This is a genomic window from Geobacillus sp. LYN3 (assembly GCF_003064505.1).
In the GTDB taxonomy this organism is placed as follows: domain Bacteria; phylum Bacillota; class Bacilli; order Bacillales; family Anoxybacillaceae; genus Parageobacillus_B; species Parageobacillus_B toebii.
In genome coordinates this window covers 2,468,231-2,485,388 of record NZ_QCWL01000001.1, presented here as the reverse complement: position 1 = coordinate 2,485,388, position 17,158 = coordinate 2,468,231, and the positions used below count along the sequence as shown (strand labels likewise).

20 protein-coding genes are annotated in these 17,158 nt (G+C 40.7%); 14 read left to right on the top strand and 6 right to left on the bottom strand.

The features are described from left to right. The first annotated feature begins 82 nt into the window (after positions 1 to 82). From sodA to pstB, 4 genes are all read left to right on the top strand, one after another. Positions 83 to 697 carry a superoxide dismutase SodA gene (gene sodA, locus DCC82_RS13040; protein WP_015864503.1) on the top strand — a complete coding sequence of 205 codons (615 nt, stop codon included), beginning with the start codon at positions 83 to 85 and terminating at the stop codon, positions 695 to 697. Positions 698 to 853: 156 nt separating this feature from the next. Next, positions 854 to 2,140 carry an MFS transporter gene (locus tag DCC82_RS13035; RefSeq protein ID WP_015864502.1) on the top strand — a complete coding sequence of 429 codons (1,287 nt, stop codon included), beginning with the start codon at positions 854 to 856 and terminating at the stop codon, positions 2,138 to 2,140. Positions 2,141 to 2,232: 92 nt separating this feature from the next. After that, the gene (locus tag DCC82_RS13030; RefSeq protein ID WP_097354749.1) at positions 2,233 to 4,362 is read left to right on the top strand and encodes a peptidoglycan D,D-transpeptidase FtsI family protein; all 2,130 of its coding nucleotides are present in this window, start codon (positions 2,233 to 2,235) and stop codon (positions 4,360 to 4,362) included. A 229-nt stretch (positions 4,363 to 4,591) separates the two neighbouring features. Next, positions 4,592 to 5,404 (top strand): phosphate ABC transporter ATP-binding protein PstB, encoded by an 813-nt coding sequence (gene pstB, locus DCC82_RS13025; protein WP_062678747.1) that lies wholly within the window; start codon positions 4,592 to 4,594, stop codon positions 5,402 to 5,404. Between the two features lie 47 nt (positions 5,405 to 5,451). Here the strand turns inward: pstB and DCC82_RS13020 are convergent, their stop codons facing one another. Continuing rightward, positions 5,452 to 5,901: an endolytic transglycosylase MltG gene (locus tag DCC82_RS13020; protein ID WP_015864499.1), complete on the bottom strand. Its 450-nt coding sequence runs from the start codon at positions 5,899 to 5,901 to the stop codon at positions 5,452 to 5,454. Beyond that, a complete protein-coding gene (locus tag DCC82_RS13015) occupies positions 5,898 to 6,251 on the bottom strand; it encodes a hypothetical protein (protein WP_407719568.1) in 354 nt (117 codons plus the stop codon). The genes DCC82_RS13020 and DCC82_RS13015 overlap by 4 nt, the downstream gene beginning before the upstream one ends. Before the next feature lie 161 nt (positions 6,252 to 6,412). On the opposite strand from DCC82_RS13015, the gene rpmG reads away from it, so the two are divergent. The 5 genes from rpmG to DCC82_RS12995 all read left to right on the top strand — a co-directional run bounded on the left by rpmG (position 6,413) and on the right by DCC82_RS12995 (position 9,646). After that, positions 6,413 to 6,562 carry a 50S ribosomal protein L33 gene (gene rpmG / locus DCC82_RS13010; RefSeq protein WP_015864497.1) on the top strand — a complete coding sequence of 50 codons (150 nt, stop codon included), beginning with the start codon at positions 6,413 to 6,415 and terminating at the stop codon, positions 6,560 to 6,562. Between the two features lie 86 nt (positions 6,563 to 6,648). Beyond that, positions 6,649 to 7,218, top strand: coding sequence for a 5-formyltetrahydrofolate cyclo-ligase (locus DCC82_RS13005; RefSeq protein WP_015864496.1), 570 nt, complete (start codon positions 6,649 to 6,651; stop codon positions 7,216 to 7,218). After that, entirely contained in the window at positions 7,211 to 7,990 is a 780-nt protein-coding gene (locus tag DCC82_RS13000; RefSeq protein WP_015864495.1) for a DUF92 domain-containing protein, read from the top strand. Before DCC82_RS13005 ends, DCC82_RS13000 begins: the two co-directional genes overlap by 8 nt. Before the next feature lie 116 nt (positions 7,991 to 8,106). Continuing rightward, positions 8,107 to 8,283 (top strand): hypothetical protein, encoded by a 177-nt coding sequence (locus DCC82_RS17700; RefSeq protein WP_162839698.1) that lies wholly within the window; start codon positions 8,107 to 8,109, stop codon positions 8,281 to 8,283. Between the two features lie 193 nt (positions 8,284 to 8,476). Then, positions 8,477 to 9,646: a rhomboid family intramembrane serine protease gene (locus DCC82_RS12995; RefSeq protein WP_097354748.1), complete on the top strand. Its 1,170-nt coding sequence runs from the start codon at positions 8,477 to 8,479 to the stop codon at positions 9,644 to 9,646. On the opposite strand, the gene DCC82_RS12990 is transcribed toward DCC82_RS12995, so the two are convergent. Beyond that, a complete protein-coding gene (locus tag DCC82_RS12990; RefSeq protein WP_097354747.1) occupies positions 9,643 to 10,515 on the bottom strand; it encodes a hypothetical protein in 873 nt (290 codons plus the stop codon). The genes DCC82_RS12995 and DCC82_RS12990 overlap by 4 nt on opposite strands. A gap of 169 nt (positions 10,516 to 10,684) precedes the next feature. Here DCC82_RS12990 and DCC82_RS12985 point away from each other — a divergent pair, with 169 nt between their 5' ends. The 3 genes from DCC82_RS12985 (at position 10,685) to DCC82_RS12975 (ending at position 13,158) form a co-directional block, all read left to right on the top strand. After that, positions 10,685 to 10,906 carry a YqgQ family protein gene (locus DCC82_RS12985; protein ID WP_015864491.1) on the top strand — a complete coding sequence of 74 codons (222 nt, stop codon included), beginning with the start codon at positions 10,685 to 10,687 and terminating at the stop codon, positions 10,904 to 10,906. Beyond that, positions 10,903 to 11,859: an ROK family glucokinase gene (locus tag DCC82_RS12980; RefSeq protein WP_015864490.1), complete on the top strand. Its 957-nt coding sequence runs from the start codon at positions 10,903 to 10,905 to the stop codon at positions 11,857 to 11,859. Before DCC82_RS12985 ends, DCC82_RS12980 begins: the two co-directional genes overlap by 4 nt. 132 nt (positions 11,860 to 11,991) lie before the next feature. Further along, entirely contained in the window at positions 11,992 to 13,158 is a 1,167-nt protein-coding gene (locus DCC82_RS12975) for a M14 family metallopeptidase (protein WP_015864489.1), read from the top strand. Positions 13,159 to 13,211: 53 nt separating this feature from the next. Here DCC82_RS12975 and DCC82_RS12970 read toward each other — a convergent pair whose 3' ends face one another. Beyond that, complete coding sequence (locus DCC82_RS12970; RefSeq protein ID WP_015864488.1) at positions 13,212 to 13,388, bottom strand: DUF2759 domain-containing protein; 177 nt, start codon at positions 13,386 to 13,388, stop codon at positions 13,212 to 13,214. Between the two features lie 359 nt (positions 13,389 to 13,747). Between DCC82_RS12970 and DCC82_RS12965 the strand changes: the two genes are divergently transcribed. After that, complete coding sequence (locus DCC82_RS12965) at positions 13,748 to 14,380, top strand: MBL fold metallo-hydrolase (RefSeq protein ID WP_097354746.1); 633 nt, start codon at positions 13,748 to 13,750, stop codon at positions 14,378 to 14,380. A gap of 289 nt (positions 14,381 to 14,669) precedes the next feature. Next, on the top strand, positions 14,670 to 15,803 hold the full coding sequence (locus DCC82_RS12960; RefSeq protein ID WP_097354962.1) for a class I SAM-dependent methyltransferase: 1,134 nt from the start codon (positions 14,670 to 14,672) through the stop codon (positions 15,801 to 15,803). A 48-nt stretch (positions 15,804 to 15,851) separates the two neighbouring features. Here the strand turns inward: DCC82_RS12960 and DCC82_RS12955 are convergent, their stop codons facing one another. Further along, the gene (locus DCC82_RS12955; RefSeq protein ID WP_008879854.1) at positions 15,852 to 16,094 is read right to left on the bottom strand and encodes a DUF2626 family protein; all 243 of its coding nucleotides are present in this window, start codon (positions 16,092 to 16,094) and stop codon (positions 15,852 to 15,854) included. A gap of 184 nt (positions 16,095 to 16,278) precedes the next feature. Continuing rightward, the gene (locus DCC82_RS12950) at positions 16,279 to 16,977 is read right to left on the bottom strand and encodes a helix-turn-helix transcriptional regulator (RefSeq protein ID WP_062678740.1); all 699 of its coding nucleotides are present in this window, start codon (positions 16,975 to 16,977) and stop codon (positions 16,279 to 16,281) included. Positions 16,978 to 17,158: the final 181 nt, after the last annotated feature.

Genomic DNA, 17,158 nt, shown 5'->3' with positions numbered 1-17,158 from the left:
GTAAGCTAATTTTAAACGAACGCACAGTGGTTATACTATATTTTGCGTTCGGATACATAAAAACAAAAAAGGAGGAGTTAATATGGCTTTCGAATTACCGCAATTGCCTTATGCTTATGATGCGTTAGAGCCACACATTGACAAGGAAACAATGAACATTCACCACACAAAACACCATAACACTTATGTCACAAACTTAAATGCCGCTTTAGAAGGACATGCGGACTTACAAAACAAATCGATTGAGGAACTGCTCAGCAATTTGGAAGCACTTCCAGAAAGCATTCGCACAGCAGTTCGCAATAATGGCGGCGGACATGCTAACCACTCTCTATTCTGGACGATTCTTTCGCCAAACGGCGGCGGTGAGCCAACAGGCGAACTAGCAGATGCGATTAACAAAAAATTTGGTAGCTTTGCTGCGTTTAAAGAAGAATTTACAAAAGCGGCTGCGACTCGCTTCGGTTCTGGTTGGGCTTGGCTTGTTGTCAACAACGGTGAGCTTGAAGTGACAAGCACTCCAAACCAAGACTCTCCATTAATGGAAGGAAAAACGCCAATTCTTGGTTTAGACGTTTGGGAGCATGCATATTACTTAAAATATCAAAACCGTCGTCCAGAATACATTGCCGCATTCTGGAACATTGTCAACTGGGACGAAGTAGCAAGACGCTACAGCGAAGCAAAAGCGAAATAATGAGCTGCTGAAGCGTACGGACTGGGCTAAAAGTAGAGGATGCTTTTAGCCCGGTTTTTTTTGTTTTTGCAAGGGATAAGTGCTTTTTCCGTCCCCGATGCATAGAACAACGAAAATTTGCAACACTACCCTTTAGACGAAAAAGGGGAGTTTATCATGGCAATCATCAAAAAAATTACTGGTCAAGAACAAATTACTCGGGACTTAGTGTTGCTGCTGTGCATCGGCGGATTTTATGCATTGAGTGTTGCGCTTTCCAATACGTTTGTCAATGTGTATTTATGGAAACAGTCTGGGGAGTTTCGTGATTTAGCGCTATACAATTTGTCCGTTGTTACATTGCAGCCGCTGACGTTTATTTTCGCTGGAAAATTGGCCAAAAAAGTGGACCGCATTATTGTATTGCGTTTAGGCGTATCGTTTTTGGCGATTTTTTTTATTACCGTGTTGCTTGCCGGAAGTCGCGCCCATAACTACTTGATCGTGCTGGGTGCGCTTTTAGGTATCGGCTATGGATTTTATTGGCTTGCTTTTAATGTATTGACATTTGAAATTACCGAACCGGAAACTCGCGATTTTTTTAACGGGTTTTTCGGGATTCTTACTTCTATGGCTGGAATGATTGGCCCGATCGTTGCGGGATATATTATTTCTTCATTGGCAAATACGAAAGGATATACGTTTATCTTTTCTATTTCACTTGGATTGTTTGTTATTGCTGTCATTTGCAGTTTTTTTCTCAAACGACGCCCCGCGAAAGGAAATTATTTATTTCTTCGCATTTTAAAAGAACGGCGTTATAATAAAAATTGGCGGTTGATTACGAACGCTCATTTTTTCCAAGGGTTGCGCGAAGGAACGTTTATGTTCGTTATTTCCGTATTAGTGTATATCACTTCGAAAAGTGAGATGGCATTAGGAAAATTTGGCTTCGTGAACTCGCTGACATCATTTATTGCCTACTATATTGTTTCCAGGTTGATGAAACGGAAATATCGAAAAAAAGCGATTTTATGTGGCGGCTTATTGTTATATGGGGCTGTTTTTCTTATCGTTTTTCATGTCTCCTATCCGCGCTTGATCTTATATGCGATTGCGATTGCCATCGCTTATCCTCTATTGCTCGTTCCGTATTCGTCATTGACGTTTGATGTGATAGGGAGAAGCTGGAAATCGGCAGAAATGCGAATTGAGTATATCGTTGTCCGCGAGTTGTTTTTAAACGGCGGGCGTATCGTATCCATTCTCGCTTTTTTAACTGCGATTACATTGTTTGACGAAAGAACAGGAATATCGATTTTAATGTTAATACTTGGCGCAGGGCATTTCATCATTTATTTATTTGTACGACATATTCATTTAGATGACAGAGGAACGAATGAAGAAAGGCATCCGTTTATTTCACCAAAGTTGGCGAATGAAGAAGGGGGCTCTCCAGCGTAGGCAGCCCTCTTTTCCCATGGTTTTTTTCTAGAAAAGTTGCCATCTTTCTTTTACAATAAAAAGTAAGTGCTAAAAGAAGAGGAGGAGGCTAGTTGAAAAAGAAAAAAAGAGCACAAGTGCCGTTTCGATTGAACATACTTTTTTTTGTTGTGTTTTTGCTGTTTTCGGCACTTATTTTACGGCTTGGTGTCGTACAAATCGTTTATGGGGAATATTACCGGAAAGAGGCAGAGCGTACGGAGGATGAAATTGTCAGCACCCCAGTGCCACGCGGAAAAATTTACGACCGTTTTCATCGCGTCATTGTGGATAATATTCCGAGAAATGCCATTACATATACGCGTTCCAAAACGACGAAACCGGAAGATACGCTCGAAGTTGCACGCAAATTGGCTAAATATATCAACAAACCAGTTGACAAAGTTACGGAACGTGATATGAAAGATTATTGGATTTTAACACGAAAAGAAAAAGCAGAGAAAAAAGTAAGTAAAAAAGAACGAGAACGATTAGAAAAACAAGGATTGTCACAAAAAGAAATCGATAAAAAAATATATGAGCTCACATTAAAACGAATTACACCAGATGATTTGCGCGAGATTACAAAAAAAGAATTAGAAATTATCGCAATCAAACATGAGATGGACAGCGGATATGCGCTAACTCCGCAAATGGTGAAGAATGAGGGCGTAACGAATAGAGAGTACGCTGTTGTCAGCGAACACCTCGAGGAGCTTCCAGGGGTAAATACCACGGTTGACTGGAAACGACATTATGTGTATGGCAATACGTTTCGTTCTGTACTAGGCAATGTGACGAAAGATGATGAGGGAGTTCCGCGCGAACGGCTCGACTATTTTTTGGCGCGTGACTACAGCCGCAATGAACGCGTTGGGAAAAGCTACCTTGAAGCGCAATTTGAAGGTGTATTGCACGGCAAAAAGGCAAAAATCAAAAATGTCGTCGACAAGTCCGGCAATGTGACTTCGATAGAGCAAATATATGACGGAGAGCGCGGGAAGGATCTTGTACTGACGATCGACATCGAACTTCAGAAGCAAGTGGAAAACATCATTGAAGAAGAAATCATGGCTACAAAGCGAAAGGGAAATTCCCCTTTGCTTGATCGGGCGTTTGTGGTGATGATGGACCCGAAAACGGGAGAAGTTTTATCCATGGCTGGAAAGCTGCTTGCAAAGGATGAAAGCGGAAAAAGGCAATTTGTTGATTTTGCTATTGGCAACATCACCTCGGCTTATGCCATGGGATCGGCAGTAAAGGGTGCGACGGTGCTGACGGGCTTTCAAACAGGAGTATTGCGTCCAAATACTTACATCCATGACGAACCATTATATATCAAAGGCACGCCCGTTAAAAAATCGTGGCAGACGATGGGGACGATCAATGAGTTGACCGCGCTGCAGCGTTCCTCGAACGTATATATGTTTAAAACGGTGATCGCCATCGGCGGCGGGAAGTATCGTCCACACCGGCCGTTAAGCATTAATCCTGAAGCGTTCACGACCATTCGCAAGTATTTTAGCCAATTCGGGCTAGGAATGAAGACAGGAATTGATTTGCCAAATGAGCTTAGCGGTTTTCAGGGAAAAGAAACGAGAGCCGGGTTATTGCTAGACCTTTCCATTGGCCAATACGATATGTACACCCCGCTGCAAATGGCGCAATATGTATCAACGATTGCCAACGGCGGCTATCGGATGAAGCCGCAAATTGTTAAAGAGATTCGCAAGCCGACGGATAACGCAAAGGAATTGGGGCCGATTGTCCAACACTTTGAACCGGTTGTATTGAACCGGATCGATATGAAGACGGAGTATATTAAACGGGTGCAGGAAGGATTCCGCCGGGTGATGCAGGAGCCGAAAGGAACAGCGTATGCGTTTTTTGCCGATGCACCATATAAGCCGGCCGGAAAAACAGGAACAGCGGAAGCTTTCTATGACGGACCGATCCAAAGCAGACGAAATGATCCAACATATAATTTGACATTAGTCGGATATGCTCCTTATAACGATCCGGAAGTTGCATTTGCTGTTGTCGTTCCTTGGGCGACGCAAGGACAGAGCGACGGCATTAACAATAGAATCGGCAGACGAATCTTAGATACGTATTTTAAGCTAAAGGCTGAGAGAGCAAAAGGAAATGTTGCAAACAATACGACAAGCGGAGATATAGAGACAAACACGGACGAAAATGAATAACAACAATGAATAGGAAAAGAAGGCACTGTTTCGTATGGTGCCTTCTTTTTTTTAAATTTTCCTTAACAAAAGCTTAACATTTAATTAAAATGCCGTTAATAGTTCCGGTGTATCCTAAGTTTAGAGGCTTAGTGAAAATAAGTGAGCGATAGAAACGTTTTTAGTGAAAACGATAGTGAATTAAAGGCGGGTTTTACCTTTTTATAGCAAAATAAAAGGGGAGACATTTATGGGTGTAACAGTAATAATGGAACGGCCTCATATGAATATAAGAGAAACCGCGAAAAAGGAGATGGTATATCATACAAACCAACTAAACGTATGGTACGGAGAGCATCACGCTTTAAAAAATATTAACTTATCTTTTTATGAAAACGAAATTACGGCAATTATCGGTCCATCTGGTTGCGGCAAATCCACTTACATTAAAACGTTAAACCGAATGATTGAATTATCGCCAAATGTCCGCATTACTGGGGAAATCAGCTATCGCGGCCGCAATATTTTTGATCGTTCTTACCATGTTGAAGAATTGCGCGCGAGCGTCGGAATGGTTTTCCAAAAACCAAACCCGTTCCCTAAATCCATTTATGATAATGTTGCTTACGGTCCACGCATTCATGGAATACGAAATAAAAGCGTGTTAGACGACATTGTCGAGAAAAGTTTACGTGCCGCAGCGCTTTGGGATGAAGTAAAAGATCGCCTTCATGAGCATGCGCATATGCTTTCGGGAGGACAGCAACAACGGCTATGCATCGCTCGCTGTTTAGCGGTTGAGCCGGATGTTATTTTGATGGATGAGCCTACTTCCGCATTGGACCCAGTGTCAACGGCGAAAATTGAAGAATTGATGCAACAGCTGAAAGAAAACTATAGCATTATTATCGTTACACATAATATGCAGCAAGCGGCGCGTATTTCGGATAAAACGGCATTTTTCCTAAACGGGGAAGTCATCGAATTTGGAGATACGCACCAATTGTTTTCGAATCCGAGAGATAAACGAACAGAAGATTATATTACAGGACGATTTGGATAAAAATCGAAAATGGGGTTATTCCCTTGTTTTAGGGAGTAACCCCATTTTTATTTGGATTTGTTCGTGATTAGATCGCCTATTTCTTCGTAACTCATACCGCTATGTACTTTGTAAGTGCCGGCGCGAACGTAGCGAGTCAGCCCATGTGTTTCTAAATAGGTTACAAATGCGTTAGCATCGGAAATAATATGAGCATCTTCTAACTTTTGTGCGAAGTCGTTTGGCACTTCGCCTTTTTGAATCGTAAGAAAGTAAACATATATGGTTTTGGATGAAGGTGGATGGTCGGAAACAGAAGCAGGATTATCCTGTTTAGCTGCTTCTTTTAACCTTTTATATTCTGATTCACTGATTGCAATCAGCCCTTCTTTTTTCAGTGCGTCATGAAGTTTTGTCGCTGTCAATGTGTCGAATTCCATGTAGTAAGCAGCGCCGATTACGGAAGTGGCAAATAACATTCCAAGAGCAATCGCGCGTATTGTCTGCTTCGTCATCATCGTGCCAGTCCCCTTAAAATCATGCGCACTTCTTCTGTTGTAAGAGCGGTTTCGCGGGCGATTTGTTCATAAGAAAGACCTTGCTTATAGAGCGTAAATACACGATTTTTGGTTAAAGTGGATCGATCGCTGTCATGAGCCGGTGCGATGTGCGTCGGATTTTCATGATGAATTAACAATTCTTCTTCTAATACTTGCAATCGTTTTTTCAATTGATATGATTCTTGTGCGAATGATAGTGTAAGATGATCAAGCTGTTCTTCCATTTGTTTTATATTGTCTTTTGCGAGAAAAGAAATAAAAAAAAGAAAAATAGAGAAGACGATAAGGCCTATCATGATGTATTCCATTATGCTCATCACCCCATTTCACTATATCATAGGTTTGTTTTTTCGATAAATACTTAATTGATAATTTGTAAAAAGCGTAAATTAGATGTGGAAATCGACATAAAAAAATGCTATCATAGAAAAGTCTGATTATAAGTTATTATAGTTTGGAGGGAAGAAACATGCGTGTTAACGTTACACTAGCTTGCACAGAATGCGGTGAACGTAACTATATTACATCGAAAAATAAACGCAATAATCCTGACCGTCTCGAATTAAAAAAATATTGCCCAAGATGCAAAAAGGCGGTACCTCATCGTGAAACGAAGTAAGCAGTAGGAAATTGATTCCTGCTGCTTTTTGTCTTTTTCTGTTTCATTTACTAGGCGGATGGATGCCGGTGAAGGAGGAAAAGGAGATGGAGGAAAAGAAGCAAATTCGCAAGATGATAAAAGCAAAATTGCAACAATTAACCGATGAAGAAAAACAAGCATATGATAAACAAATCGCGGATAGATTGTATAGGCTTCCGTTATGGAAAAGCGCAAAAACAATCGGCATTACTATTTCCAAGGAAAAAGAAGTGGACACAAAACCAATTATTGAACGAGCATGGCGTGAAGGCAAAACGGTGAGCGTACCGAAATGCGATCCGGCAACCAAAACGATGGTATTTCGGAAAATTCAATCTTTTTCTCAATTAGAGTCTGCTTATTTTGGCCTGTGGGAGCCGATTGAAAAGATCACGGACGAAGTCAAAGGAAATGATATGGATATAATGGTCGTTCCCGGAATATGTTTTTCAAAAAATGGCTATCGCATTGGATATGGAGGGGGGTATTATGACCGCTATTTGCGGCATGTATCCGTTCCAACGATTTCATTAGCTTATTCATTTCAAGTGATGGACTCTCTCCCTGTAGAAGAACATGACATCCCTGTTCAATTGATTATTACAAACGAAGGAGTTATAAGATGTAATGAATGAATGGTTATACGTATTTGCTTCCGCTATTGTGGCGATTGGCGGCTGGTTTATTCGTTCTCTTTCTATTTCCGGAGCAATAGCAGCAGTGCTTGTTGGAACAATCGTTGGAAAAGGGTTTTCCTGGAAAGGAATGATATTATTAGGTATATTTTTCGTTAGTTCTAGCATCTGGAGTAAGATTGGCAAAAAGAGAAAACAGCAACTGATGGAGAAAGTAGAAAAAGGAGAATGTCGCGACTATATACAAGTATTTGCAAACGGGGGAGTTCCCGCACTGATCAGTTTTCTTTCCATTTTGAATCCATCGCCGCTTTGGCTTAACCTCTTTATTATTTCCATCGCCGCTGCAAACGCGGATACGTGGGCATCGGAAATCGGCAGTTTAAGCCGGCAAGCTCCGAGGTTATTGCCGAATTTCAAAAAAGCGGAAGTCGGAACATCGGGCGCGGTAACGTTATTAGGTACGATTGCCGCTTTTTTGGGAGCTGCTTTTATCGGCTTTGCAAGTGCTTTTCAATGGGACAACATTTCCATTATGACGGTAGCGTTTTTTGGATGGCTCGGCAGTTTTTTTGATACATTGTTCGGCGCGGCTTGGCAGACTGTTTATCGATGTCCGGTATGCGGTCTCAAAACAGAACGAAAGGAACATTGCGGGCAAAAAACCGTGCACATAAAAGGGAGCCGCTTTGTAAACAATGATGTTGTAAATGTTTTATCGATTGCATGTTCTACGATTATTTATGTTTTTGTTATTTATCTTGGCAAATGATCAAAAACGGTCCATTTTATGGTCCGTTTTTTGCTATTTTATAGTGATTTCATAATTTACAAGCGAATGGGAAAAAACAATAAAGAGGAATTTTGGTAAGGAAGGAGAAAGAGAATATGAACAAATTTGTTTATTTCGTGTTGATGTTTATAGGTAGTATAGTGGTGTATCGCTGCCGCTACCGGATTGTGAACACTATATTGCGTGTTCGCCTTTTACAACAATGGCTTGTACGCTTTGCAATGAATATCCCGCTTGTCCGCAATACAATCAATTCTCAAGTATTTCGATAAGTGTGGTACAATGAAACAGTGGGATGTTTTAATCTCAAGACATATTGGCTATGTGCGGACATTTCGTGCTGCATTTCCCATTGTTTTGCGATATTTTTTCGAAACGAAGTCATAGTTTCGTGCATTCCAATGGTTTTGTAGCCAAAAGGAATTATAGGGAGTTTGATTTTGTGGAACGAAGGGAGAGGGGACTTTGAATGGAAAAATGGAATTATTATTTTGGCAGCTTGTTTATTTTTTTATAAAACAGCGTTATCGTATAATTCAGATGTCCAATCATTCACATGAAATTTGGCTGGAGTCGCTTGAAAATAAACACGTTCCTATTGTTCGGGTTGTGCGTTATGACATCGATTGGAGCCAATGGTTGAAGCGGGATATGGAATATGCTTGGCGCATTGCCGAACAAATTCAAAAACGGCGGATAAGAAGATTCAGGGAAATTGTCAATATTTATGTTTCCACATACCCTCCTGTTGACGATTGGGAGTTTCTTATCGAGAAGCCGCTGCCGCTTTCACAAAAGCGAAATGCTGTTTTTCGAACATTTCTTATTCATTCCGGAAACGTAAATATGTCATTGCAACAGTTAACGGAAATTGTCCAAACACCTATTGTCCTTCCGACAGTAGTGAATGATATTGATCCATTTTTTGAAGCGGAGCGGCTGAAGCAGGATATTTTACGGGAAGCGAGAGAACAGCATGAAAGAGAAAGACGATTGTTTGAATACGGGAAGCCTGTTTTTACATATATTTTTATCGCATTGCAAGTGCTCGTCTTTCTGTTAATGGAATGGAGTGGAGGCAGCACGAATCCGGCGGTTTTGATCCAATATGGCGCAAAATTTAATCCCCTTATTCAAGAAGGGGAGTGGTGGCGCTTTTTTACACCGATTTTTTTGCACATTGGCTTTTTGCATTTATTGATGAATACGTTCGCCCTTTACTATTTGGGTATGACGGTCGAACGTCTTTACGGATCGTGGCGCTTTTTCTTTATCTATCTTATTGCGGGGTTTTTTGGGACGCTGGGCAGTTTTTTATTTACTACTTCTCTTTCCGCAGGAGCATCAGGCGCCATTTTTGGTTTATTCGGAGCGCTTCTTTATTTTGGCACTGTATATCGGCATCTATTTTTCCAAACGATCGGAACCAATATTATCGGTTTGATTATTATCAACCTGTTATTTGGGATAATGGTGCCTGGAATTGATAATGCCGGGCATATTGGCGGATTAATTGGCGGATTTCTCGCTTCGGGTATTGTCCATTTGCCAAACCATCTTGATTGGAAGCGGCAAGTGCGAACATTGCTAGTGACGGTGAGCGCTGCCGCCTTAGGTTTATATATCGGATTCTAACTGGAAATTTGCTGGATCAGCTGAATTTTTTCTCCATCTTTTGTCTCAGTGAGAACAATTAAGTGGGAATAATCTTTGCTTATTAAAATAAGCGGTATTGTACTGCCGATTGGCGAGAGGATGGATCCATCCTCTTTTTTTATGCCGAGAAAATAAGATTTATATATTCCTTCCCAAAGTTTCCCAAGTATTTCTTGCGTTTTTTCCATAGAAAGGTCAGGCAAAGGTTGTTCATTGTAAATAATTAAATCAGGCAAATAGAATGAATAATATTGTTGGCTGTTTATAGAGAAGTGAGATAAGAGCGATTGTGCTTTCTGCTGAAGAAATTCGTTTGTCGTTTTGTTTAATACTTTTTGCCACTCTTTTTCATCCCTTGTTGTTGCACGGTGAAAGGAAGCAAGCGGGCTGTACGGAGAATCGATCACGTACAAGTAATCGCTTGTCATTGTTTGGATGCTTGTTATTGCATTTCCTTCATGAAGTTCTCCATGGTGAAAAGAAATCGTTTGAAAAAGATGGCTATCTTTTGCTGTCACTTTTTTTTCCTGCACTAATGTTTGGACATTATTCTTCCATTTTGACAGACGATCAACAAGACGCCCATCTGCAAAAAGCAAGGAAATATCTTGACGCAAGTAAGCGTTCCGGTCTAATGAAGACGATGTTGACCAAAGCAATGAATACTTTCCTTCCCGTTTTCGCGGCTGCAATTGAAGCTTTGTTTTTGCATCATGAAACTTTACGTGCGGATTAATCGGGAAAAAGATGATCGTTTCTTTCGTTGGTCGATGGAAGGAAAATGGAAACAATGAAATAATGCATAAAAACGCTGCTATAATCATTGTGATTGGAACTAATTTTCTCATAATAGCCCCCTACACGGACAAGTTTGTCACCAATATATGCACGTAAAGGGGAAAAGATGTATGAATTTGTTTTCCATTGTCCATGATGCGTTCAAGTTTTTTCCTTTCTTGACGAAAATGGACGTTTCTTTATACATTTATATTGAGTAAAAAATGTGCAGGTGAAACAATGAAAACGGTATACGATGTGCAGCAACTTTTAAAACAGTTTGGAACGATTATATATGTAGGGGATCGTTTAGCAGATTTAGAGCTGATGGAGGAAGAATTAAAAGAACTATACCAGTCGCAGCTGATTGATGTGAAAGATTATCAAATGGCGCTTTTTATATTAAGACATGAGGCGCAACTCGAAAGAGAAAAACGAATGAAAAGGAATGACGAAACATGACGGAAAAATGGCTTGTTGGAGTGGATTTAGGCGGAACGACGACTAAAATGGCGTTTGTGACAACAGATGGTGATATCGTACATAAATGGGAGATCGATACCGATATTTCGAACAAAGGGGAAAACATTGTAAAGCATATATCACAATCGCTAGAGGAGACGTTACATCACCTTGGAGAAAGCAAAGATCGGCTTTTAGCCATTGGGATCGGCGCGCCGGGACCGGTGCATATGGAAACAGGGATGCTTTATGAAGCGGTGAATTTAGGGTGGAAAAATTACCCATTAAAAGATCGGCTTGAGCGAGAAACATCCCTTCCTGTAGCGGTGGACAATGATGCGAATATTGCCGCCCTCGGGGAAATGTGGAAAGGAGCTGGAAGTGGCGCGCGCGACCTTATTTGCGTCACACTTGGTACCGGTGTCGGAGGTGGGGTTATTGCCAATGGTCAAATTGTGCACGGCGTAAACGGTGCCGGTGGAGAAATCGGCCACATGACAATGCTTCCAAAAGGCGGTGCGCCGTGTAATTGCGGTAAAACCGGCTGTTTGGAAACGATTGCTTCTGCTACGGGAATTGTAAGAATCGCAAAAGAAAAATTATCACATTGGGATAAACCGACTTTGCTTCGCGATGAAACCGTAACTGCCAAAGCGGTATTTGACGCGGCGAGAGCGAATGACGAACTAGCGCTCGAGGTTGTGGATGAAGTGATGTTTTACCTCGGACTGGCATTGGCGAATGCAGCGAATGTGTCAAATCCGGAAAAAATCGTTATTGGCGGCGGTGTGTCAAAAGCAGGTAATATATTAGTAGAACGTGTCAGTACTTATTTCCGTCGTTTTGCGTTTCCGCGTGTCGCGGAGGGAGCCACGATTGTATTGGCGACGCTTGGCAATGATGCGGGAGTAATTGGCGGTGCATGGTTGGCAAAAATGTCACTGTCTGTTTGATTACAAAGTGAATATGCAAGAGGTAAACGATTCATCGAAAGGACATCTGCCGATGAATCGTTTTTTATTTTTCATTTTCTACACCATATGCTCATATGTTGAAGGTAGAACATCTAGGAAGGAGAGACCGCTTTGAATATATATGCTTCTCTAGGTGATACGCTAGCGATGTATAGCAAATGGTTTTCCGTTCCTTACGAATTGTTGGCAGACTCTAATCCACATATAAAAAAGGATGAACTAGAACCAGGTGAAGTTGTACGTATTCCAGGATATGAAACCGTTCATACGTGGGAAGAGTTGGCTAGTTTTTTCCCTGTGCATGAAGAAGCATTGCAACGGATGAAAGGAACGCCTGAAATTATCAGCGGATCAGTGCAGCTGCCAAAGAGAGTGATTTCCCGCGTTGTTCAAGGGCAGAAAACATATGATTTTTCCGCACTACAGCAAGATATTGAAGCACTTTGCCGCTGTTATCCATTCGCGCGAACAAGAACGATCGGATATAGTGTGCTCGGATTGCCATTAATCGAAATAAAAATTGGTCAAGGGCCGATTCGCGTTCATCTGAACGGTTCGTTTCATGCGAACGAATGGATTACAACGGCGATTATCATGACGTTTCTCAACGATTACTTGCTAGCAGTGACAAACAGTGAGCCGCTTCGAGGACATCATATGCTTGATTATTATAAAAAAGTGACATTATCTGTTGTGCCGATGGTGAATCCAGATGGCGTCGACCTCGTTTTACACGGTCCCCCTGAGCAAGAACCGTATCGTAGCGAAGTGATTCGAATGAATGGAGGATTCTCCGATGACTTTTCACAATGGAAAGCGAACATTCGCGGCGTTGATTTAAATAATCAATTTCCGGCGAAATGGGAAGTCGAACGAGCCCGTAAAATTCCAAAAGCACCTGCTCCCCGTGATTTTCCGGGATTTGCACCGCTTACTGAACCGGAGGCAAAGGCGATGGCTGCATTAGCGGAAGAAAGTGATTTTGACATGATTTTAGCGTTTCACACGCAAGGAAAAGAGATATACTGGGGATATGAAGGATTTGAGCCATCTGAGGCGGAAGAAACGGTAAAGGAATTTGCGAAAACGAGCGGTTATCAAGCAGTAAAGTATATTGACAGCCATGCGGGATATCGCGATTGGTTTATTCAAACGTGGAAGCGAAGAGGGTATACGGTGGAATTAGGCGAAGGAGTAAATCCGCTGCCAATTGAACAGTTTACAGAGATTTATGAAGATAGTCTTGGCATTTTTCTAGCAGCGCTGTATATGGCTTGAGGAAAATCGTAACATATAAAAAACGCAAGAGGCTTGTAAATGCCTCTTGCGTTTTAATGCGTGCCTGTTGGAATACCATGGTGCAATACGGTCATGATGGTAAACCAGCCAAATACAGCAACAGCCCCAAGTCCGAAAAGAACCCCGAGTATATTTTTGTCACGCAATGAGCGTACAACTCCGTAAAGCGCTAACAGTGCAACTAATGCAAAAATAATGACTGTACCCATTATGTTTCCCCTCCTTTTCGAAATAATCCGTATACAAGATTATGTAGAAAACCGACTAATTCCTTTTCATTGTAATCATTTTTTATTTATTTGTCGAGGATGAAAATATGAATCATCACATGACCATTATAACATGCCTTTTGAAAATATGTAAGCGAATCCACTAACCAATGGCAAATCGATAAATGTTAAGATAAAATAAAAATGATGATGCGATAGGAATTTACTTGTAAATGTACGAAGCGCTTTTTTGTTGAAGCTGGAAAAGTGGATAAACGGTCCGCTTCTTTATCTGCCGCTATCTTCTCCAATGGATTTCCTTCAATTGTAATCATGTCTAATTATAGGGAGGAATCATGATGGAATGGAAACGTATTCCAGTCGGGCCGATTCAGGCAAATGCGTACATTTTATCGCATGATGATGGAACTTGTGTTATTTTTGATCCGGGAGGCGAAGGGGATAAAATTGTACGCCATATTGAAGAACAAGGATTAACACCACTTGCGATTTTGCTGACACATGCACATTTCGATCATATCGGCGGCATCAATGAAGTGAGAAAGAAATGGGAGCTTCCAATTTATATTCATGAAAATGAAAAAGAGTGGCTGACTGATCCTGCTTTAAACGGATCTGCTTATTTTGGCATCGGTCAAGTGGTTGTTCATCATGAACCGACTTGTTTGCGAGGAGAACAAACATTGCAAATTGGAGACTTTGCTTTTGAACTTTTGGAAACACCTGGACATTCTCCAGGAAGCATCTCTTACTATTGTAAAGAGATTGAAGCGGTGTTTTCGGGAGATGTCCTTTTTCTAGGAAGCATTGGACGCACTGATTTACCAGGTGGAAATCATGAACAGCTATTGCGCAGCATTCATAATAAGCTGCTTACATTGCCGGAAGAAACAGTCGTATTGTCTGGGCATGGGCGCGAAACGACAATTGGAGCAGAAATGGATACAAATCCATTTTTGCATGGATTTTAACGCTCCTTCTTTTCTTTGAAGGGAGGAGATTTTTGACTTTTCAATAGGAAAAGAGGAGAAGATGGTGAATGAAAAAGCAAACGTGTCGAATTCTCTTTAACTACTGCAAAAGCGGCACGTTTTGCTTTTTAAAAACAAAAAACCCTTCTTTAAGAAGAAGGGTTTTTGGGGGATGTTCTATCCATAATAATGGGAGGGGATATAGTTAAGCTACTATCTATAACAATATAACAGTATTTTTACTATGTCAATAGTGAAAACAAAAATAGGAGAAGGAAATATGCGAGTGGTGAACCCGATTTATGAAGCAATCAAAACTTCGGAGCTGCGGCGATTATCGTATGCAGATTACATGCAACTTACTTTATACGATGAACGGTGCGGTTATTATATGCGCAAAAAAACGAAAATAGGAAAAGAGGGGGACTTTTTTACAAACAGCCATGTTTCTGATGTGTTTGGCAAGCTGTTTGCTTCTTTTTTTCTTCGTCTAGTAGAGAGGCAAAATGTGCCGCCGCATATTTGTGAACTTGGGGGTGGAGATGGCAGATTCGCTCGTGCCGTGTTAAACGAGTGGAAAGCAAAAAGTCCAAATACATACAGGCAGCTAACATATACGATGATTGAAACAAGTCCTGCCCATCGGGTAAAACAATTGGAAACACTTGGCGATGTTGCTGAAAAAGTGAAGCAATATAAAGATATAAAAGAATTCCAACAGCATGTATCCTCGTTTTCGGGAATCGTTTTTAGCAACGAGTTTTTTGATGCTTTTCCCGTTCATGTCATCACAAAGGAGAACGGAACAGTGTATGAGTTGTTTGTTACTGTTGATGACCACAAGTTGGTAGAGGAAAAATATCCGTTAGAAAATGAACATATTATTCAATATTTGCACGAAAGACAGCTTTCTTTAGCGGACGGGCAACGTTTAGAAGTGCCGCTTGCGCTGAAAACATTTCTTTTGGAGACAGCCCCATTTTTTCGTCATTGCGTGATGTTTACTATTGATTATGGTTATACGGATGAAGAGCTGCAATTGCCGGCAAGACGGCAAGGAAGCTTGCGAGGGTATTATCGCCATCATCTAATAACAAATCCGCTTATGTATCCTGGAGAAATGGATTTGACTGCTCATATTCAGTGGGATGCGTTACGAATGTATGGCAAACAAGCAGGATGGCAATATGTTTCTATGCTAAGGCAAGACCGCTTTTTGCTCGCTGCAGGAATATTGCTATATTTAGAAGAACATAATGACTCGAATCCATTTTCCGAAAAAAGCCGGCAAAATCGGGCGATTCGTTCATTGATCATGGATGGAGGGATGAGTACGGATTTCCATGTAATGATCCAACAAAAAGGAGTTCGTATTCATTGGGATGATATATGGGTACAGCCAGAGTTTTTATCATTTGCCTGATTGGTCACAAAAAATGAGCAGGAGAAATTATCCTCCCGCTCATTTTTCTTATTCTCCCATGCCAGGGACCATCATAAATGTTGTCCAATACGTAAATGCAGCGAAGAAAATTGTTAAGTATGCTCCGAAAATATAAATGTACATTCTTTCCGTCAATTTCAAAAAACCGAGAAATAGGAAAAACACTGTTTGACCAAAGAAAATTAATGAGGTCGTATGCATATGTCCAAGATAAAACATGACTGCAAAAATGCCGGTCCAAAATGCTAAGACGCGGAACATTCGATCCATTATGTATCCCTCCTTTTTATGACCAAGTCCCTATCTTTAATTATTATAATGTACAATTTATGAGAATGTAAATAATGCTTTCAATAATAAGTCGATACACTGAAAACAAGCTGGACCGCTGTGGTCATAAAAATGCTTTTCTGCCGATTTCGGCAGAAAAGCGATGATCAATCTGCATAAGCGCTTACTTTACTAAATTCGCCCGATATGAACAACAGTCGCAGCCTTTTATCATGTTTTCCATTTCGACTAGTTCAACGTTTGGAAAGAGAACTTCAAACATTCCTTGCAAAAATGCATAATGCATTTGGCAAATGATTTCTGGTTCTTGAAAGGCAATTTCTTTAAATGGACAATTGAAAACTTGTAAATATATTTTACCTTCTTTTTCATTATATTCAAACGTTGGATAAAGTCCCGCCGCTTCTGCTGCTTCTTTCACGATTTCCGCTTTTTCCGCAAACGTTAATTCTTGCACAGATTGGTCATGAGGGATTCGCTGGGCAACGAGTTCTTTTCCGAAATTTTTTCCTGTTTCATATAGCGCTTGCTTTCCAACATCACCAAGCTTTGCCATTGTTTGAATGGCGATTTTTGAGAGAAGTTGGTAATCCCGAAATGGAAAATGAAGTTGAATCACTTTGTCAGATAGACGATAAAGCCGGCTCGGCCGTCCTCCTTTTCCTGTTTTTTGTGTTTCCGAAACGATCATATTTACATCCTCAAGCTTTGTTAAATGAAGGCGGGCGACATTTGGATGGATGTTAAACGCTTCTGCAATTTCTTGGACAGATACCTTCTTATGCTTTTTTGTAATGTATTCATAAATATGGTAGCGTGTTGGATCTGCCAATACGTTTGTAATTTTTAATGTTTGTTCCATATTCCATCACTCCTAGACGGATAAATTACTAAGTTCATTATAATACAACGGCTTTTTCAGAAGAAATGATATTTAGCACTATCATCATAAATATCGTGAAAATTTCATTAAATCTCACATTTCGCACCCTAACAAGGTCAAAACAAAGGATTTTTTATTTAGTTTTTCAGAATAACTTTTT